Here is a 26,159-nt window from a genome sequence, read left to right as displayed (position 1 = left end):
TGCTACCTCAAATTATGGCAAGTTTTTCAGGATATTTACCGTATGCTTTTGCATTAATTATTGCGATACCGTTTCTGGTTTTGCTCAGACAGTTTGTATTTACTTACATTAAACTTAAAGAACAGGAAATCAAGTTACTTGCCGTAAAATCAAATAGCGGGAACAAGGTTCAGTCTTACGAAAGGATGACGCTTTTTATGGAAAGAATTAAACCTTCCAATCTTATTCAGCGTTTTGATAAAGATCTTGCCGTTCACGAGTTCATTTTCCTTACAGAAAAAACGATCAATGAAGAATTTGATTACAACTCTTCCCAGCAGCTTTACATTACCAAAAATTCATGGAAAAATATCATGGATTCCAAAAACGCCGTTATTGAGCTGCTCCATAAAACGTATCGTGAGATCAGTGGAGATGCAACGCTTGATGAATTCAAAACAGTCTTTATCATGAATTTCATTAATGGTGAAGATTATATAACCGCGACCATTGAAGACCTGAAAAGAGAAATTTTAATAATAGCTTAACTAAAAAAATAAAATTAAATAATGATTCCAAATTTTAAAGCACATCCATGGCACGGGGTTTCTGCAGGAGAAGATGCGCCAAATGTTGTAAATGTTTTCGTGGAGATTGTTCCTTCGGATACCATTAAATATGAAGTGGATAAAGAAACAGGATTTTTAAAGGTAGACAGGCCTCAGAAATTCTCAAACATTATTCCGGCATTGTATGGTTTCGTTCCAAGAACCTATTGTGATACAGGTGTAATGAATTTAGCGATCGAAAGAGGGGCAAATGATGTTACCATGGGAGATCACGATCCGTTGGATATCTGTGTTCTTAGCTCGCACAATATTCATGCAGGAGGTTTATTGATGGAAGCTATTCCGATCGGTGGTTTCAAAATGATTGACGGAGGAGAAGCTGATGATAAAATCGTTGCTGTAATGATCGGTGATCATGCTTTCGGACATTTCAGAGATATTTCAGAATTGCCTGAAGCGGAAGTGAAACGATTAATGCATTACTTTTTAACGTATAAAAACTTACCGGATGAACCTGCAAAATGCAGAATCCAGGAAGTTTACGGTGCTGAGCATGCTAAAAAAGTAATCAGAGCCTCTCAGGAAGATTACGCAAACAAATACGGAGGATAATTTTCTTCTAAACATCATAAAAAAAGGATAAATGAATTTTCGTTTATCCTTTTTTTATTTTCCTATGATTCAATATTTCATTAGTTGTAATTCCTTCGGCGTTTAAATAAAAAGAATTATAAGATTATTATTTTAAGATTGGGAAAATTATTCAATCCTTTATTGATCGACATTTCCGGGAGTATGTCAATCCCATAAAAAAAAGTAGTCTATCGTAGACTACTTTTTTCATCTACAAATGTAAACAAATTCTTTTTACTTGCAAACACAACAAATTGTTTTCTAATTTCTTAGTTTTGTTCATCATAAAGTCTTTAAAAAAAAACTTGTAGCAAAACAGCCGGAATTTTACACCCCGTTTTACACCTGTTTTTAAGAAGTTTTGCAATGGTGAGCTTTGTATGTAAAAAAAGTAGTCTACGATAGACTACTTTCTTACAAAACATGAGACTACAAATGATATTTCCCTCTAAAGCCCTCTCCCTCCAACGCTTTTGCGTGGTATTGTTGTGCTTTTTGGTGGTCTTGGTATCATCATTGTTGAGCGCTCAAACCTTTTTACAATCCGATTCTGTAGTCTTTGTATCCGAAGACTCGTATTTGTATGCAGATTCTCCAATATATATTTCCGGTCAAACTTTTAGAAAAGGCTCTTTTAAGAAGTGGCCCAAAACAATTATTAAAAGATCCTCTCCAAGAACTTCCACTCAGAAGTCAATGAGTAGTCCAACGCATAATGCTTTCTATAAAAGCAGTCCAACAGGCAGACATACCTTTGCACTCCTTTTTAATTCTTCTTCAATGGCTGTTATCGGAAGCTCTTCTCCGGTAAAACTTCAGCATAAAACAATACCATCTTCCTTTTTTCTATTAACAAGCGCAAGAAGGGATAAAGAAAAATGTATTTATATCATTCCTTATCCTTTCCAGCTAAAACATATTATGATCAATCATTTCGGGCGTCCTCCGCCCAATTTTAAACACGGATAACACGAATGTTTTATCACAAATGACACAAACTGTTGAAAGCCAATAAAAACAAATGCTTTAGCAAAGGAGATTATCCACTCTGTTTGTCATCCCGTAGGGATCTCAGCAAAGAATTCCACATAACATTTGTGAAATTAGTGTTCAACCATTAGTGCCATTCGTGTTTCGTCAATTCGAGTGTTTTTTCGTAACAAGGTGAAGAAAAAATATATCGAGAATGAATTTATCCTCAAACAAACTTCTCGATACGATTTTTTCAAAATCTACTCGAAGTGACGAGCCTGTCGAAGCTATTATTGAGTCGGAGGGTTTGAGAGTGGGAGCGTTTTAGGGTCGGAGTGGAATATGGGATGGTTTGAGAGGGGAAATAGTGGCTTCGGCTCCGCTCAGCCACCAAGACTCTCCCACACTCAAACTCTAAAACTCTCCAACTCTAAAAGCTCTGCGAGCTCTTATAAGTGCAACGCCTTTGTGAAACTAAAAAACGCATCATAGATAAAAAAATCTTAGCGCACTTAGTGTTCAAATAACAAAGTCATCAAAAAATACAAACAACAAACATAAATACAAAACAATGAAACATTTAATTACAACCGCTGTTCTGCTTTTCAGTATGACAGCATTTGCGCAAGTGGGGATTAATAATACTTCTCCCAAAGCCACTCTAGACATTACTCCTAAAACCACTGACGGCAGCAAGCCGGAAGGACTTCTTATTCCGCAATTAGACGGAAATTCACTCAAAACTGCGGCGTACGGAACAGCCCAAAAAGGAGTGATTGTTTATGCCAAATCGGCAGCTAGTCCCACGGATACCAAAACCGTTAATGTCACTACAGAAGGTTACTATTACTTCGATGGCAGTGCATGGCAGAAAATGAACGGTGCAGCAGCGGGTGATACCACCAACGATGCCTGGGCCAATGACACCACCAATGGTCTGGTAAAGTTGGGAACAAAAGCAGATGGTACAGCCAGAGCAGCAGGGACAGATTTTGTCGTTAAAGATAATGGCGAGATCGGAATTGGAACTTCTACTCCTACAACTAAACTTGAAATTAATTCGTCTACATCTGGAGCAATTAAAATAGTGGATGGAACCCAGGCAATTGGCAGAGTATTAACTAGTGATGCCAATGGCCTTGCAACATGGACTCCTGTTGGACAATCGGCGTCTTATCACGATGTTTCTAGTTCAAGATCATTAGAAACTTTGTATACAAATTCAACGGGAAAGGAAATGAAAATATTTATGACGGCTTTCAAATCAGGTGGCTCATTATATTGCCATCTTACACCTGTTATAGGCGGTTTTTCTATGCTATATCAAAATCTTGATGATGGTAGGCAAATGCAGCTATTTTATATCATACCACCGGGAGCAACTTATAAATTTGTTTCTCAAACGGGAGCGAACTTTTCACCTGCAGCAGTCTCTTCTTGGTATGAATACTATTAAAAATAAAGCTGTCCCGCCCCGGCTGGCGCGAGCGTCTCGCTTGTGCAGCTTTAAAATATAAAACAGAGATTCAGGCAAAATGTTGGTAACGAGCGTCACTCTCGCGCCAGCAATACGACAACAACTACATTAATTAATCCTAACCCTAACAGGGTTGAGAACCCTGTTAGGGTTTACATAACAATTTAATAACTATTTAAAAATATACAACAATGGCAACAATTCTTCACAGAATCAAAGCGTATCTCTATGATAACGTTTTAACGAAAGACAACCCTAATGATTTCACCGCACGCACCGCAAGTGAGCGAAGTCTCAATGTACAGCAGATCTGCCAGTCAGCCGTAGGTCGTGGAGGTGCCGATATCTCCGCTTCAGCGATGGAGCATGCCACAGAGCTGTTCCTGAAAGAAATGGCATATCAGCTTTGTGATGGCTTTTCAGTAAGTACCGGCTACTTTATGGCAAGTACGACTATCCGTGGGGTATTTGATAGCCCTTCGGAGACATTTAACAAAGATAAGCACAGCATTATTTTCCAGTTCAACCAGGGAGAAAAACTAAGGGCAGAGATTCCTAATATTGAAGTCGAAATCCTGGGCGTGGCAGAGGCTTCTGCAATAATCTTGCAGGTGACGGACGTAAAGAGCGGTTCAGTCAATGACCTACTTACTCCCGGCAGAAACCTTAAGATTGCCGGAAGCAAGATCAAAGTGGCGGGCAACGATCCTTTCATCGGGGTATTCTTTGTCAATACTACGTCCGGTGTAAGAACGATGGTAGAGCAAAGTGATATCGTAACGAACAATCCTTCGGAGCTTATTGTAGTGATTCCTGCATTATCCGCAGGAACGTATCATCTGGAAGTGGTGACACAATATAGCAGCGGAGCTTTATTAAAAGATACAAGGACAGCAACTCTCGATAAAATACTGACGGTAGTATAAGTTTATGACATTCACTTTTTCGAGAGGTGATCATGTCGCCCGATGAGAGATGCTCTCATCGGACGTGATAAGGAGGTTATCTCGATCGTGATAAGGTGTTCTCATCGGTCGATGAGAACGCCTCTCGGAAAGTGACTCCTTTTATAGGATAGTTTTATAGTATGATGATACTCCGGTTTGGGAAATCTTTCCCGGCCGGAGTTTTTTTTGGCTTCGACTCCGCTCAGCCACCGTTGAACAGATGCCGCCACGCTCCCCTGTAACAGTAACCCGAAATTCCACCGTAAGAAGACAGTAGTAAAAATTCCCCTCCCATGGAGGGGTGGCGAAAATTCAAAGAATTTTTGACGGGGTGGTGTAAGAATACTGCCACACAATCACCTTCATTTTAACCACTCCGATTGTCATCCCGTAGGGATCTAAGCTCGAATCATTCCATGTTACTATTACCAACTATGCCGAGATTCCTAATCGGAATGACAAAGTGTGTGTGTTAGGGTGGAGAGTTGTAGAGAGAATCTTGGTGGCTGAGCGGAGCCGAAGCCACCATTAATGTTGAGTTTAATAAAACGTACTGAGAAGTGTTTGATTTTAACCAGGATGAAGCCGGTGTTACTAAAAAAGCTTTGTATTTTTTGAATAAATAGAGTCATTAGAATAAAGATTAACCGTTTAACTTTATGATTTTTAAACAGGTATGATGTTTTTCGGTAATTTCATCAGAATAATTCATTATATTTATTACTCTATTACCAAAAAAATATTAAACTATGGATCTATTTGTGTTAGTACCAATTTTTGGTATTGTTGCTTTACTGTACACTTTCTTTCAAAGTAACTGGGTAAGTAAGCAGAATGCCGGAAATGAAAAAATGAAAATAATCAGCGGACACATCGCTGACGGTGCGATGGCTTTTCTCAAAGCTGAGTACAAGATTTTAACCTACTTTGTTATCGTTGTAGCTATTTTATTGGCCGTGATGGGTTCCAGTAATGCGAATTCTCATTGGAGTATAGGCCTTGCATTTGTTTTTGGAGCCGTATTTTCGGCACTGGCAGGTTTTATCGGGATGAAAATTGCCACAAAAGCTAATGTAAGAACAGCAGAAGCTGCAAGAACTTCACTTTCAAAAGCTTTAAAAGTTTCCTTCACAGGAGGTTCCGTCATGGGAATGGGCGTTGCCGGTCTGGCAGTTCTGGGGTTGGGAACTCTTTTTTTAATTATCAAACAAATCTTTGCACCGGATGCACATGTTGACTCCGAGGAAATGGAAAGGACAATTGAGATCCTAACCGGTTTTTCACTGGGTGCAGAGTCTATTGCTTTATTCGCGAGAGTAGGTGGCGGTATTTATACAAAAGCAGCAGACGTAGGCGCTGATCTTGTGGGAAAGGTAGAAGCCGGAATTCCTGAAGATGATCCCAGAAACCCGGCTACAATTGCGGATAACGTTGGGGATAATGTTGGCGACGTTGCGGGGATGGGCGCCGACCTGTTCGGTTCTTATGTGGCCACGGTTTTGGCTACGATGGTCTTAGGGAGAGAAACGGTTTCAGAAGATGCATTCGGAGGCTTTGCACCGATTCTCCTGCCAATGCTTATTGCAGGTACAGGAATTATCTTTTCCATCATAGGAACTCTATTTGTAAGAATAAATGATAATGAAGATTCATCGACATCAAGCGTTCAGAATGCATTAAATCTGGGAAACTGGGGGAGCATTGTGATCACAGCGATATTTTCTTATTTTTTGGTGAATTATCTATTACCTGATAAAATGATTTTGCGGGGCCACGAATTCTCTAAAATGGGAGTCTTCGGAGCTATCATGGTAGGATTGGTAGTAGGAACATTAATGAGTATCATCACAGAATATTATACGGCCATGGGAAAAAGACCTGTTTCCAGTATTGTAAGACAATCTTCTACAGGCCATGCCACCAATATCATCGGCGGACTTGCCGTGGGAATGGAATCGACCTTGCTTCCGATCATTGTTCTGGCCGGAGGAATTTATGGTTCTTATCTTTGTGCAGGATTATACGGCGTTGCTATTGCAGCAGCCGGTATGATGGCCACTACAGCCATGCAACTTGCCATCGATGCTTTCGGACCGATTGCCGATAATGCAGGAGGAATCGCCGAAATGAGCGAATTGCCAAAAGAAGTTCGTGAGAGAACAGATATCCTGGATGCGGTAGGAAATACAACGGCAGCTACCGGAAAAGGGTTTGCCATCGCTTCAGCAGCTTTAACCGCTCTTGCACTCTTCGCAGCGTTTGTGGGAATTGCAGGGATCGACGGAATTGATATTTACAGAGCTGATGTTTTAGCCGGACTTTTTGTCGGCGGTATGATTCCCTTTATATTTTCTTCACTGGCCATTACAGCGGTCGGGCAGGCTGCCATGGCAATGGTGGAAGAAGTAAGAAGACAGTTCCGTGAAATCCCCGGAATTTTGGAAGGAAAAGCACAACCGGAATATGAAAAATGCGTTGCCATATCCACCGATGCTTCCATTAAAAAAATGATGCTTCCCGGCGCTATTGCTATTGTTTCACCTTTACTAATCGGTTTTATTTTCGGACCTGAAGTGCTGGGAGGATTTCTTGCGGGAGCAACAGTAAGCGGTGTTTTAATGGGAATGTTCCAGAATAATGCAGGAGGGGCATGGGATAATGCTAAAAAATCTTTTGAAAAGGGAGTAAACATTAATGGACAGACTTATTATAAAGGATCAGAACCTCATAAAGCATCCGTGACAGGAGATACGGTAGGTGATCCGTTTAAAGATACTTCTGGACCTTCGATGAATATTTTGATTAAGCTGATGTCCATCGTTTCATTAGTAATTGCTCCGACATTGGCTGTTCTTCATAAAGATAAAATTGAAGCCAACAGAAAAGCAAAAATCGAAAGTTTAACAGGAATTAAAAGTACAGGAAATACCGCAGTAGTAGCTATTCCCACGGAAGTAAAAGGATATCTGAATGAAAACGGTGATTTTGTTTACGATACTGGAGCATTAAAAGAAGTGCAGCTGGAAAGCGGAAAGAAAATTTCCATTGGTGAAAACAGCCAGTTATATAATATGTATGAAATGGTTAAAACTAAAGATCAGGCACTGCTGGATCCCAACAAATGGTTTACCATTGAAAATCTTTACTTTGAAACAGGATCAAGCGAATTGAAAACCGGCGCTGAAGCACAGCTTTTAAATCTGGTGGAAATAATGAATGCTTACCCGACAATGAGAATAAAATTAGGGGGTTACACTGACAATACAGGAAATGAGGAAAGTAATCAGAAACTTTCTAATCTGAGAGCGCAAACTGCAAAACTGAAATTACTGGAGCTGGGAATTGCCGGTGACAGGGTAGAAGCGGAAGGTTATGGCTCGCAGCATCCCGTATGTGTGGCCAATGATACTGATGAATGTAAAGCAAAAAACAGAAGAATTGACGTAAGAGTTTTGGGTCTTTAAGCTGGAATAATTTTTCTAAATAATAGTAAGCACTGCTTTTGCGGTGCTTATTTTTTTATGTCTAATGTTTTAAATTCTAATATATTTTTAACATTAAGGAATTTAGGTTTAATTTCTTCATTAACTTAATCTAAATCAATTAATTGATTTCTTAATTTTTCCCGCTTAATAAACTGAATTTCTTAATGTTAATATTAAGAAAAAACTTCGTTATTTAGATGAAGCAACGTTAAGCAGAAGTTCATAAAAAATTATTGGATCAAATTTAAATAGCCCTAAGTTTAAAGATTTTTCCTAAGATGTTCCAACGCGTTAATAATAAGATCATCCTTTTTAGCAAAGCTGAAACGTACATAATCTGAATTCTGTTTCGAATTGTAAAAAGCAGAAAGTGGAAGGCAAGCGACCTTTTTTTCTACTGTAAGCCATTTTGAAAATTCCACATCAGTCATCGTTTGGGAAATATTCCTGAAATTCACAACCTGAAAAACAGCGCCTTCAGCTTTATTCTCAACCATAAAAGGAGTTTCTTTAATAAGATCATTAAAAATATCACGCTTTTTCTGCATCAGCTGCTGATTTTCAGAAGGATCAAATATATCAAGATATTTAGCTATAGCGTATTGACATGGAGCATTAGCGCTATACGATATATATTGCTGATGACATCTGAATCTGGCTGTAAGATCTTCAGAAGATAAAAGATAGCTCACTTTCCAGCCGGTAGAATGAAACATTTTCCCAAAAGAAAAGATACAGAAAGTCCTTTCCTTAAGTTTAGGATGCAAAATTGAACTGTAATGCTCAGTTCCGTCGTAACAATACGTGTCATAAATTTCCTCTGAAATAAGATAAATCTCGTGATCTTTTATGAGTTCATACAGCTGATTCCATTCATCTTGAGACCATACTTTTCCGGTTGGATTCTGTGGAGAATTGATAATAATTGCTCGCGTTTTTTTCTGAAATACAATTTTTTAATTTTTCCCAGTTGATGGTGAAATCGTTATCAAGATCATAATAAACAGGAATTCCATGATTTAAAACAATCGACGGACCGTACGTATAATAAGAAGGCTGTATAACAATCACTTCATCTCCTTGATTGATAATGCATTTAAGAGCAGTATATAATGTAAAGGTTGCACACGGCGTAATGGTAACCTGCTTATCATTCAGCAAAATACTATTGCTTCTTTTTAAATTATAACGGATGATACTTTCGATCAATAAAGGATTTCCTGCGAGAGGTTCGTAATGATGTGTTGATTGATCAGCTGCTTCCTTCAAAAACTCTTTCAGGTGAGGATCAATATCAAAATCCGCAAGACCCAAAGAAAGGTCAAAGCTGTTATTTTTTAAAGCCAGCTCAGACATTTCAGAAAAAAAGGAGTAATGGGTAAATCCGTAAACTTTCTCCATATATTTTGCATTGATATCAAATATAAGAAATTTACAGATGCATAGAGATTTAAATAAATTTTGTTATTTTTAAACAAATTAAGTTTACAATGACAAAATTATTAATCCCTATATTTTCAATAGCTCTGTTAATAAGCTGTGGAACGGCAAAAACCGGTTCTGATGTTTCTTCCGGTCAGAATTCATCAACAATAAAAAATGATAAGGCATTTCTTTCTGCTTATAAAGAGATTAAAGCATCTGACTTGAAGAAAAACTTGTATGTCATCGCTTCAGATGAAATGGAAGGAAGAGATACCGGAAGTCCCGGACAGAAAAGGGCAGGAGAATATATGGTAAATTACTATAAAAATCTTGGAATTTCATATCCTAAAGCACTAGGCTCTTACTATCAGAAAGTTCCTTCTGATTTTATGAAAAAGCGCGGAGGTGACAGTCTTCCGGATTCTGAAAATATTCTGGCATTTATAGAAGGTTCTGAAAAACCAGAAGAGATTGTTGTGATTTCAGGGCATTATGATCATGTAGGTACAAAAAATGGTGTGGTTTACAATGGCGCCGATGATGACGGAAGCGGAACGGTGGCTGTCATGGAAATAGCAAAAGCATTCCAGAGTGCAAAAAAAAGCTGGGAAAGGACCGAAAAGATCTATTTTATTTCTTCATGTGACAGGAGAGGAGCATGGCTTATTCGGGTCTGACTACTACACCAGCAATCCTGTATTCCCGCTTGCCAATACGGTAGTTGATCTCAATATTGACATGATCGGCCGCGATGATCCCGAAAACAGAGGCAAGCAATATGTGTATGTAATCGGTTCTGAAATGCTGAGTTCTCAACTAAAAGTGATTACCGAAGCAGCAAATAAAAGAACCAATAATCTTGAGCTGAATTATAAATATGATGATCCTAGCGATCCTCAAAGATTGTACTACAGATCAGATCATTATAATTTTGCTAAAAATAATATTCCTGTCGCATTCTTCTTCGACGGTATTCATGAAGATTATCATAAACCGACCGACGATGTTGAAAAAATCGATTATGATTTGCTGGCAAAAAGAACTCAACTGGTTTTTACAACGGCTTGGGAGCTTGCCAACAGACCCGAGAGAATTACAGTAGACAGAAAATAATAATAACAAAGAAACAAAAAGAAGGCAAATTGTTAAATGCAGTTTGCCATTTTTCATTTAAATACAAATTATTATGAATCAAAATCTAAAATCTATCCGACCTTTTATTGGGTCTCAAAACTTTGAAATCAGCAGGAATTTTTACCAAGATCTTGGTTTTAAAGAAATCATTCTTGAGCCAAAGCTTTCTTTATTTCAGTGGAAAGAAATTTCATTTTATCTTCAGGATGCCTATGTAAAAGACTGGATAGACAATACCATGCTTTTTATTGAAGTAGACGACACCGATGAATTCTGGAATTATCTCCAGAGTCTTCAGCTTACTGATAAGTATCCGACAGCAAAGTTGGCACCTGTAAAAACAATGCCTTGGGGCAAAGAGTGTTTTGTACACGATCCATCCGGTATTCTATGGCATTTCGGGGAATTCTTTAATAAATAATAACATAAAAAAGGCAAATTCATTTGCTTTAATGACTTTTAAAAATGATTTACGCATTTGACACCTATTATTTTGAGAATTATGCTAATACGGTCTGTATCGCCTTTGAAGACTGCAATTCTGATCAGGAAACAGAAATTTACAATGCTAAAACAGCAATTATATCCGACTATGAGAGCGGTGCTTTTTACAAAAGAGAACTGCCCTGCATCATCAATCTGTTGAAAAATATTGAATTAAAAGAAGGAGATCTTATTATTGTTGATGGATATGTAACATTGGATAATGATGGCAAAATTGGTCTGGGCGGACACCTTTTTGAAGCACTGGATCATAAATTTCCTGTAATAGGAATTGCAAAAAACGCATTCAATTCGCCGGATGACATGAGAAGAGAGGTGTACAGAGGAAATAGCACAGCACCGTTATTCCTTACGGCAATAGGAATTGATGTGGATGAAATTAAGATAAAAGTGAAGGACATGCATGGAAATTTCAGGATACCTTCATTGTTAAAAAAACTGGATCAGCTTTCAAGAATGCCATGAACAGATATATTTGAAATATGATAAATATCACCGCGATATTATTTAGATTAATTCTAAATAGATGTAAATTTGTTTCAGTCGAAAGAATATGAAACACATATCTTAATCATATCCATATCAATTTTTGTTTTTAAAACCGGCAGATATTCTGTCGGTTTATTTTTTAAAACTTGTGGTCTCACCAAGAATCGAACTTGGATCTAAAGTTTAGGAAACTTCTATTCTATCCGTTGAACTATGAGACCGCGGTTCAAATGTATTAAAAAAATTTAAGAATAGAAATAAAAGAATCCGCTCTTTAGGAACGGATTCAGTAGATAAAAACATCTCATTTTTTTAATTAGACAACAATAAAAAAGCACAGCCGACGATGCTGTGCTTAAATTTTTATAAATTTAAATGCGATTTCAAAGTTGAAAAAAGCAAAATATGTTTCCACTTCAGTTTGAATTTCATAGTAAATGTAGAAATAAAAATCCGTAAATACAATAACTGAATGTTAAAATTCACACGTTATCCACATTTTTTTGTGGATAAGTTATAAGCTATTTATTTTTAACCAAAATCTTATCAGTAGCCTTTCTGCTGAGAATTTCCTGCTTTCCATCAACTTCCACGGTAACAGATTTATCGAAGCTTTCAATTTTTACAATCTTAATTTTCTTGTTTAAAAGCAAATTACGTTCAGTAAGATAATTGAGAAAAGCATCATCAGAAAGGGTAACAGACTTGAAAGTTACTGTTTCACCTACCTCACATGAGCTCAGTCTTTGCAAATCCTGCGCTATGATATTCCCGTCTTTATCAGGAATGGGTTCACCGTGAGGATCAAATTTCGGATGATCCAGGATTTCATCCATTTTATCAAAAAATATCGTTGAATGTACGTGTTCCAGCTGTTCTGCAATTTCATGTACATTTTCCCAGCCGAAGTTCATTTTTTTTACCAGAAACATTTCGGTAAGTCTGTGTTTTCTTACAACCAAAGCTGCTTCACGTCTTCCTTTTTCTGTAACAATGAGTGGCTTGTAGGTTTCATAGATGACCCAGTTTTTGTCGGCAAACTTTTTCATCATGTTGTTTACACTCGGCATTTTTACGGATAAAAACTTGCTGAGTTCATTAATCGTCACTTTACTTTCACTGTCGACCAAATGAAATAAAGCTTTGAGGTAATTTTCTTCCGTGAGTGTTGTTTTCAAAATGTTAGAGTCTTTGTATTACAAATCTAACAAAATATTTATTAATATTATACGGTTCTTCCTCTTAGTTTTTTTAATTTTACCTTATGAAATTTTCATTCAAAAACGACTATTCGGAAGGTTGTCATCCTCATATTTTACAGGCTTTAGTATCTTCAAATCTTGATCAGCAGGCGGGTTACGGAGAAGATCAGTATTCTTTGGAAGCTAAAGAATTAATTAAACAAAAAATTAAAAATTCAGATTCGGAAATTTATTTTGTTTCCGGCGGAACACAAGCAAACTTAATTGTTATTTCTTCGGTTTTAAAGCCTTACCAATGCGCGGTTTCTGCAGGTACAGGACATATTTTGAATAATGAAACGGGAGCTATTGAAGCAACGGGTCATAAAATTTTGAGTATTAATAAAGAAGACGGAAAATTAACCCCGGAAGATATTATTCCTGTTTTGGAAAGTCATAGAAACGTTCCGCATCAGGTAATGCCAAAGCTTATCTATATTTCAAATTCTACAGAGCTGGGAACGATCTATACGCTTGGGGAACTTGAAGATCTGTCAAAATTCTGTAAGGAAAATAATCTTTATCTTTTCATGGACGGCGCAAGGATGGGGCATGGGCTGACAGCCGAAACCAGCGACCTGACACTGGAAAAAGTTGCAGAGCTAACTGATATTTTTTATCTGGGTGGAACTAAAAACGGAGCTTTGATAGGAGAGGCCATCGTAATTAATAATAAAGAACTTCAGCAGGATTTTGCTTTTAACATTAAACAAAAAGGAGCTTTACTGGCAAAAGGCAGACTGCTCGGCATCCAGTTTCTGGAACTGATGAAAAATGATCTGTATTTTGAGCTGGCCAGACACGCCAATCAACAGGCCATGAAAATGAAAAAGGTAATGCAGGAAAGGGGAGTCGAATTTCTTTCGGATACTTATACCAATCAAATTTTTCCTATTTTAGACAATAATCTTATTGAAAAATTATCTGATAAATTTGAATTTTACGTGTGGAAAAGAATTGATGAAAATTTTTCTGCCATCCGCCTGATCACTTCATGGAATACCTGCGATGAACCCATCAATGAATTTATTGAGATTATTAAAAATGAATTATAAAAAACAGCCTGATTTGCAGGCTGTTTTCATTTATATATGTTAGAAATTTTCTTAATTTAAAGCTTTTGTAACAAGATTACAGTCTGCCACTTTGAGGTTTCGTCCGCCTGTATATTTTATTTTTTTCTCGTTTGCATATTTTGTTCCGGTTTCAGGATCTCTGTCTCCAATACCTTCGTTCAGGCCGTTTTTAGTTTGGAGAAAATAGATTTCGTTTTTATTTCCTGTTTTGCCTTCAGACGCAAAATTGTACGTAAGTTTTAATGTATCACCTGATTTAAATCCGGATAATTCTCCTTTGTTACTGTCTTTTTCGCTGTTTTTGGCAGCCATTTTTCCGGTTATGGTTCCCAGATTATCATCAATACTTACAAAAACGGTGTCTTTTCCGGTTACTCCCATGTAGCAGAAAGATTTTGCAACGAGGGTATCAACAATTTTTTCTGTTGCGGCAGTAGTATCCGGTTGTGGTGTTTCAGCGACAGGAGCTTCCGGCTTTTTGTTGCAGTTCAGTAAAAAAACAGACAATGAGCTTAATAAGATTAATTTTTTTCATATCCCTTTTTATTAAGTTAGATTAATTTCATTTTGGCTAAAATAACAATACTATTTTATTTGAAAATTAAATTGGAGTAAACAAATCAATTTGTAGTCCAAAAATTTTTAAACCTTAAGACAGCCTCTGAAGCCTCTTGCTGCATAGTACGATTCAGCACCGTTGTGGTACATGAAAACCGTGTCGTATCTTCTGTCACAAAAGACAGCGCCACCCATTTCTCTTATTTTTTCCGGAGTTTTTATCCAGCTAGACGTTTTAAGGTCAAATTTTCCTAACTCCTGAAGCTTTCGGTATTGCTCTTCAGTTAATATCTCTATCCCCATTTCAGTCGCTTTATCTACGGCATTTCCTTCAGGTTTGTTAGCTTTTCTTGAATTCCAGGCCTGATAATCATAGCAAAGACTTCTGCGTGCCGGACTTTCAGGTGAGCAGTCAAAAAACAGATATTCTCCGGTGGTTTCATCATGCCCAACAACATCAGGTTCGCCACCGGTGATCTCCATTTCATGGAGTGACCAGAGTTTTTCGGGATGTTTTTCCAGCTTTTGCTGAATGGTTTTCCATTCAATATTCTGATGTCTTGAAAGATTTTTTTCAAATCTAATTTTCAGAATTTCAATGAATTCACGGCTTTTTTTCTGGTGATAGTTTTTCAGTAGTCATTGGTGGATGAAGGTTTATGTTTGAAAATGCAAATACGAAAGTTTAATTAATCCGGCTTTTGATTTATTTAAAGTTAAAAGAAATCATCTAATTTCAGATCTTTAAGAGCGGAGTTTTTTTCATATTCTTTATTTATCCATTCTTCATTTCCTGTTTTTGCATTTATGCCATATTTGGATATAAATATTTTTTTTATTATTAAATCCTTTTTTATATAAAATACTGGAATTGTCCATTTTGTATGGAACAGTTTCCGAAAGGAACAAGATCAGGATTGAATTGTAAATCGTCTTCGGTTACTGCCAGATAATCGGCTTTTCCGTTTGCATCGTTCCAATAATGTTTTTGGTGGCTGGTTACTTTGAAGTTTGGAAAGCTCGTGCCTTTATCGCAAATTGCTTTTCCTTTTTGAATAACAAAATGTTTTCCAGTGTGTTCTGAATTTTTCATCATGTATGGTTCTGTAATTTTTAAAATTCTGTATATCTTAATTTTACAGGAACCAAATATGGAAAATATACCTTGTTTCAAATATAGAAATATTTTTTAAAATGCAAAGCAATAATGAATTGGGGTGAATAATATTTCATGTAGATAATAAAAATTAAATGAGATTTTGCGAAAAATTAATTTGTCCTATAATTTATATTATGTTAAATAGAATATGTTTCTAACTCTTATATAAATCTTAATTTGATGTGGATTTCTTTAGTTGCAAATTTTTTAATTTAAAAAAATGAGACAGCCAAAATTACAGCTGTCTCATTATGTTATGATAAATCTTCAATTACCGCATCAGGCGCATAACGTTTGACACTCTCTATACCAGAATCTCTGGCATAAGTTGATGAGTACATTTCGCTTGTTCCCAACACTTGATTATTATTGGCATTTTGAGTAAAATATGGCTCATTTCTTATCGATAAAAGCCTTCTGAAATTTGAATCTTTTATGCTTATTTTGCTACTGTTTATACCCTCAATACAATTTTGCTTTGTAGTGTACGTTTCGCTGGTTATCAAAATTTCTCCAATTGAAGCTCTCAAAACCCACCAATATTGACCATTGGATGTTTTACGGATAATGTATTTTCCCATTTTAATAAATTTTTGAATTGTTAATAATTATTTTATGAATATCCAAAAATAAATTAAATGATTTTGAAGTGATTACGGTTTCCCACAATACAAAAATATTTATTTATTGTACTACGCCGATTCTCGCTTTCACAGGAATATTAGACGTATTAAGGCTTGGTGTCTGTCCATGAAAATCAAAATCTATATTCACACCCGGACGGAATATCAGACAATGGGTAGATCCTCCAAAATGGAATGTACCAATCGGATCGCCTTTTCTTACATGATCTCCTTCACGAACGGTAATTTCACAGCTGGAAACTTCTGCCATTCCGATGGCCACAAAGCACATAAGTCCGATTTTATCGTTATCTGACTGGATAAAGATCAGTGCACGTGCTGCCAATTCAGCGATATATCCCTGAGAATCATTTGGTCCCGCCGGATCATAACCTTCCGCAGGAGCTTCCGAGTAATAAGTTCCCGGAACATTTTGAATGGCGACCACTCTCCCATCCACCGGACTGTTCCAGCGATGGTATGTTTTAGCACATAGAAATGCCTGATAAACAGTACTGTTATCTCCAAATTCTCGGGCAAGTTTATGATTATCCATAATATCCAATAGTGAATATGGCTGACCTTTCATCCAGAATTTATCTTTCATCATCGCATTCGTTACACAGTTGTAAGGTGCCGATTCGCAAGCATTTACAATTACGGCCGGATCCCAATCTTCTTCACTGACTTCCCGTACTCCGGGATTGAATTCACGGGTGAAAAAATCGTCCCAGCTTTTATAGCCAAAATGTGGCTGGTCTGGCTGACATTGATAATTGTAGATGAAATTTTTTAGTGCATCATACGGATCGTTGCCCTTTCCTCTTAACGGATCCATGCTGGCGATAGCTTCCAGGGCTACCGGCGAAAACCATCCTACAGGATTGGTATAGTCCGGTTGTGGCTGATCTATAGGGCCGTCTACGAGTACATAAGTTGAATCAGGAGATTCAAGGAAAGCCTTCCATTCATTAAGGATGATCTGAAGTTTTTGATTCACTAATGAATTGGTAAATGTCAAATATCCACCTTCTGTTCCCATTGCCCAGTCGAGAATGGCATTGATGGGAAACCCGACCAATCCGATTTTGTCTTCAATCTGGCTGTAACATGGACCTTCGTGTAAGATTTGATTCATGATCTGAAGCATGGTTTCAAAGTTTTTCACCTGGTCGTTGTATCCCTGAGGGACTTGGTCATACATGCTGGTAAAGCCCATATAGAGCACCGCATCATTGTAAATGGCATTTCTGAGGTCTTCAATAGCCGGATTTAAAGGAAGCGGATTTGCATTTACCTGGGCAACTTTCTTCTCAATCCAGCGGTTCAGGAAATTTCTGTCGGATGGAAGCCATTTTCCTACTCTGTACTTTACGTGATTCATAATTAAGGTGTTTTTTCCTTACTCGTGTGGCTTTTCAGGATTGCGCCCCGTTTGAAATGGTTTCTGGTCTCCATGGTTATTAGTTGGGATAAATTTACAGCTGAAATGCATTGACGATCAAGAGTAATTTTACTTAAAACCAAATCTCGGTATTAATACGGAATCTGTATAATTTTTCTCAATAAATAATGTTCTAGATATATTATCGGTAAGTTATTATCTTTGTATCAAATTACTGAATATGTCTATCACCAATGAATCTGAGTTTATCGGAATGCAAAAAGTAAGTGAAGCCGTTGCCTATACTTTAAAAGAAATGACAAATTATGCCCAACCGGGTATGACTACTAAAGAGATAGACGATTTCGGAGCTGAAATTCTTAAAGGCTTTGGCGCCAGATCTGCTCCCGCTCTTACCTATGGATTTCCGGGTTTTGCCTGCATAAGTGTTGACAACGAATTTTGCCATGGTATCCCCACAGATCAACGTGTTTTACAGGAAGGTGATCTTATCAATATAGATGTTTCTGCTGAACTTAACGGCTTTTGGGCCGACAACGGGAATTCATTTGTCATCGGGAAAGATATCCATAATCATAAAAAGCTGGTGAATGCTTCGAGGGAGATTTTGCATAAAGCGATAAGTAATATTAAAGGAGGTGTTAAAATTGCTGATATCGGTTTTCTTATGGAAACAGAAGCTAAAAAACGAGGCTTTAAAGTAATTAAAAATTTGGGCGGACACGGTGTTGGAAGAAGTCTTCACGAAGAACCCGATGAGCTGATGAATTATAAAAACCGTTTCGATAACAGAAGATTCAGAAAAAATTCAGTGGTTGCCATTGAAACTTTTATTTCAACCGATTCACATATTGCTGTTGAACTTAATGATGGGTGGACGATGGTAGGGAATAAAGGCGGCTATATGGCGCAGCATGAACATACGATAATGATTACTGACGGAAAGCCTGTCATTCTTACTCAAATGAATGAAATTTTTAATTAATTAATCAGGCTGTTTCTTTGAAACAGCCTGATTAGTTTTAATATGATTAGATATTATTTATATCTGCTCATATTTTCAAACTGATGATAAGAATCTTTAATGTTTTTTAAATGTTCCGAAACGACATCTAAGCTTTCCTGGCTTAGCTTGCCGCTGTCGATTGCATTTTGATAGGCATCAATAGCTGCTTTTTCACCAAAAATAACATTTTCAATGGTAGATTCTTCTTTGTTTCCCAATGTAAAAGAATTTTTAATGTCAATCCAAGTTCTATGAAGGGCACCTGCTACAGAAGATGAATCATCGGGCGTTTCCCCATCATCCTGAATCAGATTGATCAATTCATTTTTCATCATTCTTGAAAGTGAATTTAGGCGTGCATATTCTGATTTCACATCCGGATAATTTTCCCAGATTTTTCCTTCTACTTTCGAAAATCCTTCAATTCGGTCGTTGGTAATGTGCAACAGGTCATTGAGTACTGATGCTTCTTCTTTATTTTTCATACTATTATAATTTTGGTGTGATGAGAATTGTACAAGAATTATACCTAGTAGCATAACTATGATACCATATTTCCGTATTTAAAGGAATTATGAATTAATAATAATGAACGTTGAGCATAGATTTTTTGTGCGTATTTTTGTTCTATATTCACAAATTTCAATATGAATTCACACAAAAAACTTACTATAAAAGCTGTATTTCTCGATGTTGATGGTACTTTAATCAGCTTTAAAACCAATAAGATCCCCGAATCAGCGGAAAAAGCAATCAAAAGCCTACGTGACAAAGGAGTGAAAGTAATTGTTGCTACAGGCCGTTCCATTAATTCTTTAGATCATATCAGGCATATTACTTTTGACGGATTTATTACCTTTAATGGTGGCTATTGTATTACCACCAATGGAAAAGTAATGTTTAAAAAATACATTAATCCTGCAGATATAAAGAATCTTGTGAACTATTCACAACGTTTTCCTTTAAGTTATTCATTAATGTATGAAGATAAAGTGGAAATCAGTGATGCCACTCCTGAGGTGGTGGGAATGTATAGTCATGTTAATATTCCTGTTCCACCGGTTCACGATAAAGATAATATTGATATGGAACGTGTACTTCAGGCAAATATTTTCCTGGGACCTGAGGATGAGGAAAAATTTATGGAAACCATAATGCCGCATTCAATAGCATCCAGGTGGACTCCCCTTTTTGCTGATGTGAACCCTGGAGAGATCAATAAATTTACAGGAATTGAGCATTTCTGCGATCACTTCGGTATTGATATTTCAGAAACCATGTCTTTTGGGGATGGAGGAAACGATATTTCAATGCTGAAACACACAAAAATTGGTGTTGCTATGGGAAATGCCAATGATAATGTAAAGAAAATTGCTGATTATGTGGCTAAAGATGTTGACAATGATGGAATAGAATCAGCTCTCATTCACTTTGGAGTTCTTTAGTTTTCAGCGGGTTTTATAATATACAAGAGTTCTTTTTATTCTTTGTGGTATCTGTTTTTACAGAATTAAATATAAAAAGGCACAATATGTGTATATAGTTAATCGAATCACTTAAAATATTTAATTATGAGAAGTATATTATGGTTAGTCGCAGTAATCTGTATAGTTGTGTGGCTTTTAGGAATGTTAGGTATTGTACCGGGAATGGATACAGGATATTTAGTTCATATATTGCTGGTAATCGCAATTATTGTAGTTCTTTATAACCTCATATCAGGTAGAAAGCCACTCGATTAAATCTGGTATAAGAAACGAAAAATAAAAAAGCTGGAAACATTTATAGTTTCCAGCTTTTTTTATGGTAAATATTTAGCTTTATTATTTAGCTGCCGGCTTTGCAGTACCTGCAGTTGCGCCAAGTTTAGATTTTACTGTTGGTGTAATGTCTTCACCACCATCTACATAGGCAATATTACTATTCCCCTGTGAAGTGGCAATATCAAATACATATGCCAATCCTTTTTCTTTAGCAACGGTAGAGATCATTGTACTTACTTTTTTCTGAATGGGCGTAAACAGTTCAGACTGTTTTTTAGATACATCCTGAGCTGCTTTTGTTCTCGCTTCTTCTATACCTTTTCCTAAAGTCTGAAGCTCCGTCTGCGCAGCTGTAAGTTCTTTAATGACAGTTTCTTTGTTGGCCTCACTTATTGTTTTTTCCTTATCCTGAGCTGCTTTTAGCTTTGTTTGATAAGTGGTGATCAATTTTTCGATTTCACTTTGCTTCGTTTTTGTGAAAGCATCTAATGAAGCTTCTGCTGTTTTTGCTTCAGGAAGGTTGACAAAAATATCATCAGAATTAACGTGACCGATTTTTTGTTGTGCATTCGCCATATTGGTAGTCAGGAAAAGTCCTGCTGCTAAAGAAAATGCTGTGATTAACTTTTTCATCTTAATTATATATTTAATTTTATCTTTTAAAGACAGCAAATATAATAAATATACCTATATGCTTAGTGATATTATTAAAAAAGAAGCCCGGAATAGTTCGTCCAGGCTTCTATCGAAAGTATAAGCGTAAAATATAGTATTAAAAAAACTAAATACATCCAAGTAATACTATTGATTTTTATTATTCAGGAACCTGTGCTTTTTCATAAATTAATCCTTCCGATTTTAATTCCTTCCAGAAGTCAGCCGGAATGTTTTTGTGAAGAGCATTTACATTATCTTCTACCTGTTCCGGTTGGCTTGCTCCGGGAATGATGGCAACAAATTCATCGGCTGCGAGTACAAACTGAAGCGCGGCATCTACGATATCGAGATCATATCTTTTAGCGATCTCTTTGATTTTATCACGCTTTTCGGTCATGCCTTTAGGGATAACATCTTTGTAATTATATCGTGGTCTTCCGTTTATAAATCCTGAATTATACCCTGCCCCGGAAACAAGCTTCACGCCTGCTTTCTTAACGGCCGGAAGCAGCCTGTCAACAGCATCTTCATGCTCAAGGATAGAATACTGCGTTGCGGAAAGACAAATATCAGGATCCGCAGAATCAAGACAATCCAGGATAGGCTCTATTTTATTGACCCCCATTCCCCAGGCTTTTATAACGCCCTGATCTCTCAGTTCTGATAAAACCTTGAAAGCTCCTTCCCTCGCCTGTTTAAGGAAATAAGGATACCGGTCACCTACCTGATCTTCCGAAAGGTCATGGACATACACAATATCAATATGGTTAAGTCGTGTTCTTTCAAGGCTTTCTTCTATTGATCTCTTAATAGCGTCTGCAGTATAATTATGTTCAAAGTCGAAATTAAGCGGATCCTGCCACATTGTCGGCGGAACTTCATCTTCTGGAACTTCTACAAATAAACGTCCCACCTTCGTGGAAAGTACAAATTCGTCACGGTCCATTCCATGCAGAAAATTCCCGAATCTTCTCTCACTTTTGGTAAGTCCGTACCACGGCGATGTATCATAATATCGTATTCCAAGATCCCACGCTTTCTGCAGAACTTCGTAAGATTGCCCGTCCGTAAGCGGCTCAAAAGCAGTTCCTATCGCTACTCCTCCTAATCCTAATCTGTGTTTTTCCGTTAAAATGTCTGATTTCATATGATAATATTTAATGATTTGGTTTCTTATCAGGTACAAACATTGTGCAGATACGTCTCAAAAACATAATATTATTTAATTTTACCACAATTTAATTGACATGGCAAAGACTGAAATACTTTTTCACCGGGATGAGCTGAAATCTGCAGGCATTGAAATCATTACTATGGAAGGACTTGAATTTAAAGACAAGGTTCCCCATCGTGATGACCATTTTATGTTGATTATTCAGGAGAAAGGAAGTTTTACTTTGGAATTGGATTTTCGTAAAGTTATTTTATCAGGACCCTCACTATGTTATATTGCCCCAGGCCAGGTACATCAATATCTGAATCAGGAGAATAACGAAGGTTGGCTTATTTTTATAGAAACTTCTTTGATTGCCAAACCTTATCTTGAAATTTTAAATACATGTCTTAACGCTTATCAGACTTGCCAGATTTCACCAGATGATCTTATTTTTAATTTTGTCTCAGTCCTCAGATCCATTCTTACAACACAAAAGGACGCTTTTAGTGATTCAATTAAAATATCTCTTACAGACAGTCTGATAGGAATGTTTATTCAAAATTTACTGCAAAACCGAAACTCTGAAAAGCTAATTGGAGGGCAGAAATACAAAACCGTAGTTGAATTTAAACATCTGGTTCAGCATCAGTACAAGAAACTCAAACAGGTAAAAGAATATTCTGAATTACTGAACATTACTCCGCTTTATTTAAATGAAATGGTAAAAGAAATAACAGGATTTTCTGCGAGCCATTGGATCAGGGAAGAAATTATTCTGGAAGCGCAGCGGCTTTTGTATTACACCGATCTGGACATTAAGCAGATTGCCTATCAATTAGGCTATAACGATCATGCTTATTTTTCAAGATTCTTCAAAAAGAATACCGGCAATACTGCTTCCCAATTCAGAATTAAAAAACATCATTTGTCCAATGATCCCCTTTAATTAGCCATCGATCCTACTTCTTCAGCACTTTAATTTTGTCACCGTAAATAATAACATAAAACGGTATGACACAAAAAAAAACAAAACCAGTCACAACATCCGGCAAAGAAATTATTCAGACACAAAGATCACTGACGAATATTCTCTATCCTCTTATCTTTTCTGTCTTTGCAGTCTATCTTACTATGGGGATCTCCCTGGGAGTATTACCGGGATTTATCAAAAATGATTTGCAATTCGGAAATCTTGCCATTGGAATAACGATTGGCCTGCAGTCGCTGGCTGCTTTGCTCACGAGAGCTTATGCAGGGAAAATTACAGATACTTTGGGAGCAAAAGTAAGCAATCACCGGGGTGTCTTCTTAATTTTTATGGCGGGCTTACTCTACATTTCCGCCGGCTTTTCAGTAGGTTTTCCTATGTTGGCTTTAGGCTTACTCATTATTTCAAGAATTATTCATGGAATTGGAGAAAGTATGCTCGTTACAGGAGCTTTGACCTGGGGAATCGGGCTTCTCGGAGTCCAAAATTCAGGAAAAGTAATGACGTGGAACGGTATAGCCATGTATGCAGGAATAGCGTTAGGCGCCCCTCTGAGTATTTGGCTTAAAGATCAGTCCGGAATTATATTTCCATTTGCCCTGATTACTCTTTTGTCAATTGTAAGCTTGCTGCTAACCGGCAAACTGGCTGTTATTTCAGCTGATGCTTCGCATATTCGTATTCCATTTTACAAAGTAGTTGGTAAAGTGCTGAATCAGGGACTGGCGTTGGCCTTTTCATCAATGGGTTTTGCATGCATTGCTTCATTTATAGCATTGCTTTTCGCAGATAAAAACTGGAGTGGTGCCTCATTAGGATTTCTTTGTTTTGGCGGATTTTATATTGCCACAAGACTTTTTTTTGCTTCTTATCCGGATAAATTCGGAGGATATAAAGTCGCAATGGTGTCGTTTGCTGTTGAAATTATAGGGCAATTGCTCATTGGGTTTTCAACTTCAGGATGGATGGCAATTGCAGGCTGTGCACTGACGGGGATTGGCTTTTCTTTGGTATTTCCGGCGTTGGGAGTATTGGCGATCAAAAAGGTTCAGCCCCAAATGAGAGGAACTGCGTTAGGAGCCTACTCCGCATTTTTTGATCTTTCTTTGGGGGTAGCCGGTCCGGTAGCCGGGTTGATTGCGGGTTGGTTCAATTATCAGTCAATTTATATTTTCGGAGCAATAAGCGCTTTATCTGCAATTCTTATTTTATTTAAAGACAAGAGTTCCCGGCGGTAATAATAATCCTGAAGTCAAATTTTTAAAGAGATGAATTAATTGCATTCATCTCTTTGTTTTTATTCAGAAAGTAAATAACAATTTGTGCTGATAAATAACCAAAGCTGTTCTCCTTTAAAACCTGCGCACCTTTTCAGTAAAACGTAGGCAGGTTTGGGGTTAAACCTGCTTACCTTTCAGGCAAAACCTGCTCACGTTTTTACAGGTTCATAATGTGAAATGAGAATAATGTGTATTAATTGGCTGTAAATAAGTATTTTATGCTTGCTTTAATGTTGAATATAAAACGTAAGAAAAAACATCACTACAGCTCCTGCATTAATCTTAAATGAATTAATACCACATGGCCGTTTTTTGGCTTTATTCTTGGACTGATTCATGCACCATTTCAATATATATTTATGAAAAAGCATATCGTTATTGTCGGCGGCGGATTCGCAGGAGTTAATCTGACTAAATCTCTGGTTAATGACAGCCGTTTCAGAGTTACACTGGTAGATAAGAACAATTATCACTTCTTTCCACCGCTTATTTATCAGGTGGCTACTTCTTTTATTGAAGCATCCAACATCAGCTATCCGTTTCGTAAAATGATTTCCAATTATAAAAATGTGAATTTTCACATGGGAAGTCTGGTAAAGGTGGATCCGGAACATCATATTCTTGAAACAGACAGCGGTACCTTAAAATACGACTATCTCGTACTGGCACTGGGAACAGAATCTAATTTCTTTGGAATGGAGAATGTAAAGAAATGTGCTTTACCGATGAAAACGATCGATGAGGCACTTTATCTGAGAAATTATATGCTGCTGACTCTGGAAGAAGCCGCAAAAAATAAAAATGTAAAAGAAGCCCAGAAACTTCAGAATATTGTGATCGCCGGCGGAGGCCCAACCGGTGTAGAGCTAGCTGGCATGATCGCCGAAATGGGAAGCTACATCGCCGAAAAAGAATATCCGGAAATAAAACTGGGACTTTCCAGTATTTACCTTATTGATGCATTACCGACACTTCTTTCTCCAATGAGCAAAATGGCGCAGGAAGCGGCTTATGAAAGACTTAAGAAGTTGGGAGTAAAGATCATTCTCAATACGGCCGTGAAAGATTATGTCGACTGCAAAGTTATTCTCGCAGACGGACAGGTCATCGAAACAGAAACCCTGATCTGGACTTCAGGAGTTATAGGACGCGAGGTTCCGGGCATTCCTGAAGAAAGTATCGGTAAAGGAAGAAGGTTGCTGGTAGATGCCTACAATAAAGTAAACGGAACCGCCAATATCTATGCTTTGGGCGATATTGCCTTACAGCTTACCGAGGAAAAATATCCTAAAGGCCATCCCCAACTGGCTCAGGTCGCCATTCAGCATGCTAAGAACTTAGGAAAGAATTTCAAAAGAATTGAAGACGAAAAAGTTCTGATTCCTTTTGAATATAACGATAAAGGAAGTATGGCTATTATTTCCAAGTTCAATGCAGTGGTCGATTTGCCGAAGTTTTCATTTAAAGGATTTTTGGCTTGGCTCACATGGCTTTTTATTCATATCATTCCGCTTGTAAGTTTTAGCAGCAAAGTGCGGCTGGCGTTCAATTGGTTGCGACTTTTCATTACCAACAATCCTTCAATCCGATTGATTTTAAGGCCGAAAAGAGACACTGCTGAAAACTCATGATT

At 37.2% G+C, this 26,159-nt stretch carries 24 protein-coding genes, 1 tRNA gene and 2 pseudogenes; 16 read left to right on the top strand and 11 right to left on the bottom strand.

Features of this window, described 5'->3' with window-relative positions; all coding sequences use genetic code 11:
• Positions 1 to 14: 14 nt before the first annotated feature.
• The 6 genes from AAHI02_RS03315 to AAHI02_RS03290 all read left to right on the top strand — a co-directional run bounded on the left by AAHI02_RS03315 (position 15) and on the right by AAHI02_RS03290 (position 8,041).
• Complete coding sequence (locus tag AAHI02_RS03315; RefSeq protein ID WP_346985432.1) at positions 15 to 527, top strand: hypothetical protein; 513 nt, start codon at positions 15 to 17, stop codon at positions 525 to 527.
• Positions 528 to 548: 21 nt separating this feature from the next.
• The gene (locus AAHI02_RS03310; protein ID WP_346985431.1) at positions 549 to 1,160 is read left to right on the top strand and encodes an inorganic pyrophosphatase; all 612 of its coding nucleotides are present in this window, start codon (positions 549 to 551) and stop codon (positions 1,158 to 1,160) included.
• 456 nt (positions 1,161 to 1,616) lie between these two features.
• Positions 1,617 to 2,150, top strand: coding sequence for a hypothetical protein (locus AAHI02_RS03305; protein ID WP_346985430.1), 534 nt, complete (start codon positions 1,617 to 1,619; stop codon positions 2,148 to 2,150).
• 574 nt (positions 2,151 to 2,724) lie between these two features.
• On the top strand, positions 2,725 to 3,609 hold the full coding sequence (locus AAHI02_RS03300; RefSeq protein WP_346985429.1) for a hypothetical protein: 885 nt from the start codon (positions 2,725 to 2,727) through the stop codon (positions 3,607 to 3,609).
• 212 nt (positions 3,610 to 3,821) lie between these two features.
• On the top strand, positions 3,822 to 4,556 hold the full coding sequence (locus AAHI02_RS03295; RefSeq protein WP_346985428.1) for a DNA-binding domain-containing protein: 735 nt from the start codon (positions 3,822 to 3,824) through the stop codon (positions 4,554 to 4,556).
• A 770-nt stretch (positions 4,557 to 5,326) separates the two neighbouring features.
• Complete coding sequence (locus tag AAHI02_RS03290) at positions 5,327 to 8,041, top strand: sodium-translocating pyrophosphatase (RefSeq protein WP_346985427.1); 2,715 nt, start codon at positions 5,327 to 5,329, stop codon at positions 8,039 to 8,041.
• Between the two features lie 281 nt (positions 8,042 to 8,322).
• Here the strand turns inward: AAHI02_RS03290 and AAHI02_RS03285 are convergent.
• Positions 8,323 to 9,418 (bottom strand): annotated as a pseudogene (locus tag AAHI02_RS03285) (aminotransferase class I/II-fold pyridoxal phosphate-dependent enzyme).
• 134 nt (positions 9,419 to 9,552) lie between these two features.
• Between AAHI02_RS03285 and AAHI02_RS03280 the strand changes: the two are divergent.
• From AAHI02_RS03280 to AAHI02_RS03270, 3 genes and pseudogenes are all read left to right on the top strand, one after another.
• Positions 9,553 to 10,600 (top strand): annotated as a pseudogene (locus AAHI02_RS03280) (M28 family metallopeptidase).
• A 73-nt stretch (positions 10,601 to 10,673) separates the two neighbouring features.
• A complete protein-coding gene (locus AAHI02_RS03275) occupies positions 10,674 to 11,042 on the top strand; it encodes a glyoxalase (RefSeq protein ID WP_288244973.1) in 369 nt (122 codons plus the stop codon).
• A gap of 44 nt (positions 11,043 to 11,086) precedes the next feature.
• Positions 11,087 to 11,590 carry an endonuclease V gene (locus AAHI02_RS03270; RefSeq protein WP_346985426.1) on the top strand — a complete coding sequence of 168 codons (504 nt, stop codon included), beginning with the start codon at positions 11,087 to 11,089 and terminating at the stop codon, positions 11,588 to 11,590.
• A 173-nt stretch (positions 11,591 to 11,763) separates the two neighbouring features.
• On the opposite strand, the gene AAHI02_RS03265 is transcribed toward AAHI02_RS03270, so the two are convergent.
• Both AAHI02_RS03265 and AAHI02_RS03260 read right to left on the bottom strand, forming a co-directional pair.
• Positions 11,764 to 11,835: transfer RNA gene (locus AAHI02_RS03265), tRNA-Arg, on the bottom strand.
• A gap of 300 nt (positions 11,836 to 12,135) precedes the next feature.
• Positions 12,136 to 12,792: a metal-dependent transcriptional regulator gene (locus AAHI02_RS03260; RefSeq protein WP_346985425.1), complete on the bottom strand. Its 657-nt coding sequence runs from the start codon at positions 12,790 to 12,792 to the stop codon at positions 12,136 to 12,138.
• A gap of 86 nt (positions 12,793 to 12,878) precedes the next feature.
• On the opposite strand from AAHI02_RS03260, the gene AAHI02_RS03255 reads away from it, so the two are divergent.
• Positions 12,879 to 13,910 (top strand): aminotransferase class V-fold PLP-dependent enzyme, encoded by a 1,032-nt coding sequence (locus tag AAHI02_RS03255; RefSeq protein ID WP_346985424.1) that lies wholly within the window; start codon positions 12,879 to 12,881, stop codon positions 13,908 to 13,910.
• A 51-nt stretch (positions 13,911 to 13,961) separates the two neighbouring features.
• Here the strand turns inward: AAHI02_RS03255 and AAHI02_RS03250 are convergent, their stop codons facing one another.
• The 5 genes from AAHI02_RS03250 to AAHI02_RS03230 all read right to left on the bottom strand — a co-directional run bounded on the left by AAHI02_RS03250 (position 13,962) and on the right by AAHI02_RS03230 (position 17,655).
• Positions 13,962 to 14,438: a hypothetical protein gene (locus AAHI02_RS03250; protein ID WP_346985423.1), complete on the bottom strand. Its 477-nt coding sequence runs from the start codon at positions 14,436 to 14,438 to the stop codon at positions 13,962 to 13,964.
• Positions 14,439 to 14,573: 135 nt separating this feature from the next.
• Positions 14,574 to 15,125: a DUF4256 domain-containing protein gene (locus tag AAHI02_RS03245; protein ID WP_346986663.1), complete on the bottom strand. Its 552-nt coding sequence runs from the start codon at positions 15,123 to 15,125 to the stop codon at positions 14,574 to 14,576.
• Positions 15,126 to 15,342: 217 nt separating this feature from the next.
• Positions 15,343 to 15,585, bottom strand: a complete 243-nt coding sequence (locus AAHI02_RS03240; RefSeq protein ID WP_346985422.1) for a hypothetical protein — start codon at positions 15,583 to 15,585, stop codon at positions 15,343 to 15,345.
• A 317-nt stretch (positions 15,586 to 15,902) separates the two neighbouring features.
• Positions 15,903 to 16,229, bottom strand: a complete 327-nt coding sequence (locus AAHI02_RS03235; protein ID WP_346985421.1) for a YegP family protein — start codon at positions 16,227 to 16,229, stop codon at positions 15,903 to 15,905.
• A gap of 103 nt (positions 16,230 to 16,332) precedes the next feature.
• Positions 16,333 to 17,655 (bottom strand): phosphatidylserine decarboxylase family protein, encoded by a 1,323-nt coding sequence (locus tag AAHI02_RS03230; RefSeq protein ID WP_346985420.1) that lies wholly within the window; start codon positions 17,653 to 17,655, stop codon positions 16,333 to 16,335.
• 241 nt (positions 17,656 to 17,896) lie between these two features.
• Between AAHI02_RS03230 and map the strand changes: the two genes are divergently transcribed.
• The gene (gene map / locus AAHI02_RS03225) at positions 17,897 to 18,661 is read left to right on the top strand and encodes a type I methionyl aminopeptidase (RefSeq protein ID WP_346985419.1); all 765 of its coding nucleotides are present in this window, start codon (positions 17,897 to 17,899) and stop codon (positions 18,659 to 18,661) included.
• 53 nt (positions 18,662 to 18,714) lie between these two features.
• Here map and AAHI02_RS03220 read toward each other — a convergent pair whose 3' ends face one another.
• Positions 18,715 to 19,167 carry a PA2169 family four-helix-bundle protein gene (locus tag AAHI02_RS03220; RefSeq protein WP_346985418.1) on the bottom strand — a complete coding sequence of 151 codons (453 nt, stop codon included), beginning with the start codon at positions 19,165 to 19,167 and terminating at the stop codon, positions 18,715 to 18,717.
• Between the two features lie 162 nt (positions 19,168 to 19,329).
• Here AAHI02_RS03220 and AAHI02_RS03215 point away from each other — a divergent pair, with 162 nt between their 5' ends.
• A complete protein-coding gene (locus AAHI02_RS03215; protein WP_346985417.1) occupies positions 19,330 to 20,127 on the top strand; it encodes a Cof-type HAD-IIB family hydrolase in 798 nt (265 codons plus the stop codon).
• Between the two features lie 126 nt (positions 20,128 to 20,253).
• Positions 20,254 to 20,424, top strand: coding sequence for a lmo0937 family membrane protein (locus AAHI02_RS03210; protein ID WP_148285310.1), 171 nt, complete (start codon positions 20,254 to 20,256; stop codon positions 20,422 to 20,424).
• 81 nt (positions 20,425 to 20,505) lie between these two features.
• Here AAHI02_RS03210 and AAHI02_RS03205 read toward each other — a convergent pair whose 3' ends face one another.
• Both AAHI02_RS03205 and AAHI02_RS03200 read right to left on the bottom strand, forming a co-directional pair.
• Positions 20,506 to 21,078 (bottom strand): OmpH family outer membrane protein, encoded by a 573-nt coding sequence (locus tag AAHI02_RS03205; RefSeq protein WP_346985416.1) that lies wholly within the window; start codon positions 21,076 to 21,078, stop codon positions 20,506 to 20,508.
• A 181-nt stretch (positions 21,079 to 21,259) separates the two neighbouring features.
• On the bottom strand, positions 21,260 to 22,249 hold the full coding sequence (locus AAHI02_RS03200) for an aldo/keto reductase (RefSeq protein WP_346985415.1): 990 nt from the start codon (positions 22,247 to 22,249) through the stop codon (positions 21,260 to 21,262).
• A 100-nt stretch (positions 22,250 to 22,349) separates the two neighbouring features.
• Between AAHI02_RS03200 and AAHI02_RS03195 the strand changes: the two genes are divergently transcribed.
• From AAHI02_RS03195 to AAHI02_RS03185, 3 genes are all read left to right on the top strand, one after another.
• Complete coding sequence (locus AAHI02_RS03195; protein WP_346985414.1) at positions 22,350 to 23,204, top strand: helix-turn-helix domain-containing protein; 855 nt, start codon at positions 22,350 to 22,352, stop codon at positions 23,202 to 23,204.
• Between the two features lie 65 nt (positions 23,205 to 23,269).
• Positions 23,270 to 24,484: an MFS transporter gene (locus tag AAHI02_RS03190; protein WP_346985413.1), complete on the top strand. Its 1,215-nt coding sequence runs from the start codon at positions 23,270 to 23,272 to the stop codon at positions 24,482 to 24,484.
• A gap of 401 nt (positions 24,485 to 24,885) precedes the next feature.
• Complete coding sequence (locus AAHI02_RS03185) at positions 24,886 to 26,157, top strand: NAD(P)/FAD-dependent oxidoreductase (RefSeq protein WP_346985412.1); 1,272 nt, start codon at positions 24,886 to 24,888, stop codon at positions 26,155 to 26,157.
• Positions 26,158 to 26,159 lie beyond the last annotated feature (2 nt).

Origin of the sequence: Chryseobacterium sp. POE27 (assembly GCF_039727685.1) — a bacterium.
In the GTDB taxonomy this organism is placed as follows: Bacteria; Bacteroidota; Bacteroidia; order Flavobacteriales; family Weeksellaceae; genus Chryseobacterium.
Note: the sequence above shows the minus strand (reverse complement) of the source record. Positions and strands in the feature narration are given on the sequence as shown.

What these genes read in the sequence shown, in the direction of transcription:
- AAHI02_RS03315 (WP_346985432.1), top strand. Translation starts at nt 15, where the DNA reads ATGGCAAGTTTTTCAGGATATTTACCGTATGCTTTTGCATTAATTATT.
- AAHI02_RS03310 (WP_346985431.1), top strand. Translation starts at nt 549, where the DNA reads ATGATTCCAAATTTTAAAGCACATCCATGGCACGGGGTTTCTGCAGGA.
- AAHI02_RS03305 (WP_346985430.1), top strand. Translation starts at nt 1,617, where the DNA reads ATGATATTTCCCTCTAAAGCCCTCTCCCTCCAACGCTTTTGCGTGGTA.
- AAHI02_RS03300 (WP_346985429.1), top strand. Translation starts at nt 2,725, where the DNA reads ATGAAACATTTAATTACAACCGCTGTTCTGCTTTTCAGTATGACAGCA.
- AAHI02_RS03295 (WP_346985428.1), top strand. Translation starts at nt 3,822, where the DNA reads ATGGCAACAATTCTTCACAGAATCAAAGCGTATCTCTATGATAACGTT.
- AAHI02_RS03290 (WP_346985427.1), top strand. Translation starts at nt 5,327, where the DNA reads ATGGATCTATTTGTGTTAGTACCAATTTTTGGTATTGTTGCTTTACTG.
- AAHI02_RS03275 (WP_288244973.1), top strand. Translation starts at nt 10,674, where the DNA reads ATGAATCAAAATCTAAAATCTATCCGACCTTTTATTGGGTCTCAAAAC.
- AAHI02_RS03270 (WP_346985426.1), top strand. Translation starts at nt 11,087, where the DNA reads ATGATTTACGCATTTGACACCTATTATTTTGAGAATTATGCTAATACG.
- AAHI02_RS03255 (WP_346985424.1), top strand. Translation starts at nt 12,879, where the DNA reads ATGAAATTTTCATTCAAAAACGACTATTCGGAAGGTTGTCATCCTCAT.
- AAHI02_RS03240 (WP_346985422.1), bottom strand. Translation starts at nt 15,585, where the DNA reads ATGATGAAAAATTCAGAACACACTGGAAAACATTTTGTTATTCAAAAA.
- AAHI02_RS03235 (WP_346985421.1), bottom strand. Translation starts at nt 16,229, where the DNA reads ATGGGAAAATACATTATCCGTAAAACATCCAATGGTCAATATTGGTGG.
- AAHI02_RS03230 (WP_346985420.1), bottom strand. Translation starts at nt 17,655, where the DNA reads ATGAATCACGTAAAGTACAGAGTAGGAAAATGGCTTCCATCCGACAGA.
- map (WP_346985419.1), top strand. Translation starts at nt 17,897, where the DNA reads ATGTCTATCACCAATGAATCTGAGTTTATCGGAATGCAAAAAGTAAGT.
- AAHI02_RS03220 (WP_346985418.1), bottom strand. Translation starts at nt 19,167, where the DNA reads ATGAAAAATAAAGAAGAAGCATCAGTACTCAATGACCTGTTGCACATT.
- AAHI02_RS03215 (WP_346985417.1), top strand. Translation starts at nt 19,330, where the DNA reads ATGAATTCACACAAAAAACTTACTATAAAAGCTGTATTTCTCGATGTT.
- AAHI02_RS03210 (WP_148285310.1), top strand. Translation starts at nt 20,254, where the DNA reads ATGAGAAGTATATTATGGTTAGTCGCAGTAATCTGTATAGTTGTGTGG.
- AAHI02_RS03205 (WP_346985416.1), bottom strand. Translation starts at nt 21,078, where the DNA reads ATGAAAAAGTTAATCACAGCATTTTCTTTAGCAGCAGGACTTTTCCTG.
- AAHI02_RS03200 (WP_346985415.1), bottom strand. Translation starts at nt 22,249, where the DNA reads ATGAAATCAGACATTTTAACGGAAAAACACAGATTAGGATTAGGAGGA.
- AAHI02_RS03195 (WP_346985414.1), top strand. Translation starts at nt 22,350, where the DNA reads ATGGCAAAGACTGAAATACTTTTTCACCGGGATGAGCTGAAATCTGCA.
- AAHI02_RS03190 (WP_346985413.1), top strand. Translation starts at nt 23,270, where the DNA reads ATGACACAAAAAAAAACAAAACCAGTCACAACATCCGGCAAAGAAATT.
- AAHI02_RS03185 (WP_346985412.1), top strand. Translation starts at nt 24,886, where the DNA reads ATGAAAAAGCATATCGTTATTGTCGGCGGCGGATTCGCAGGAGTTAAT.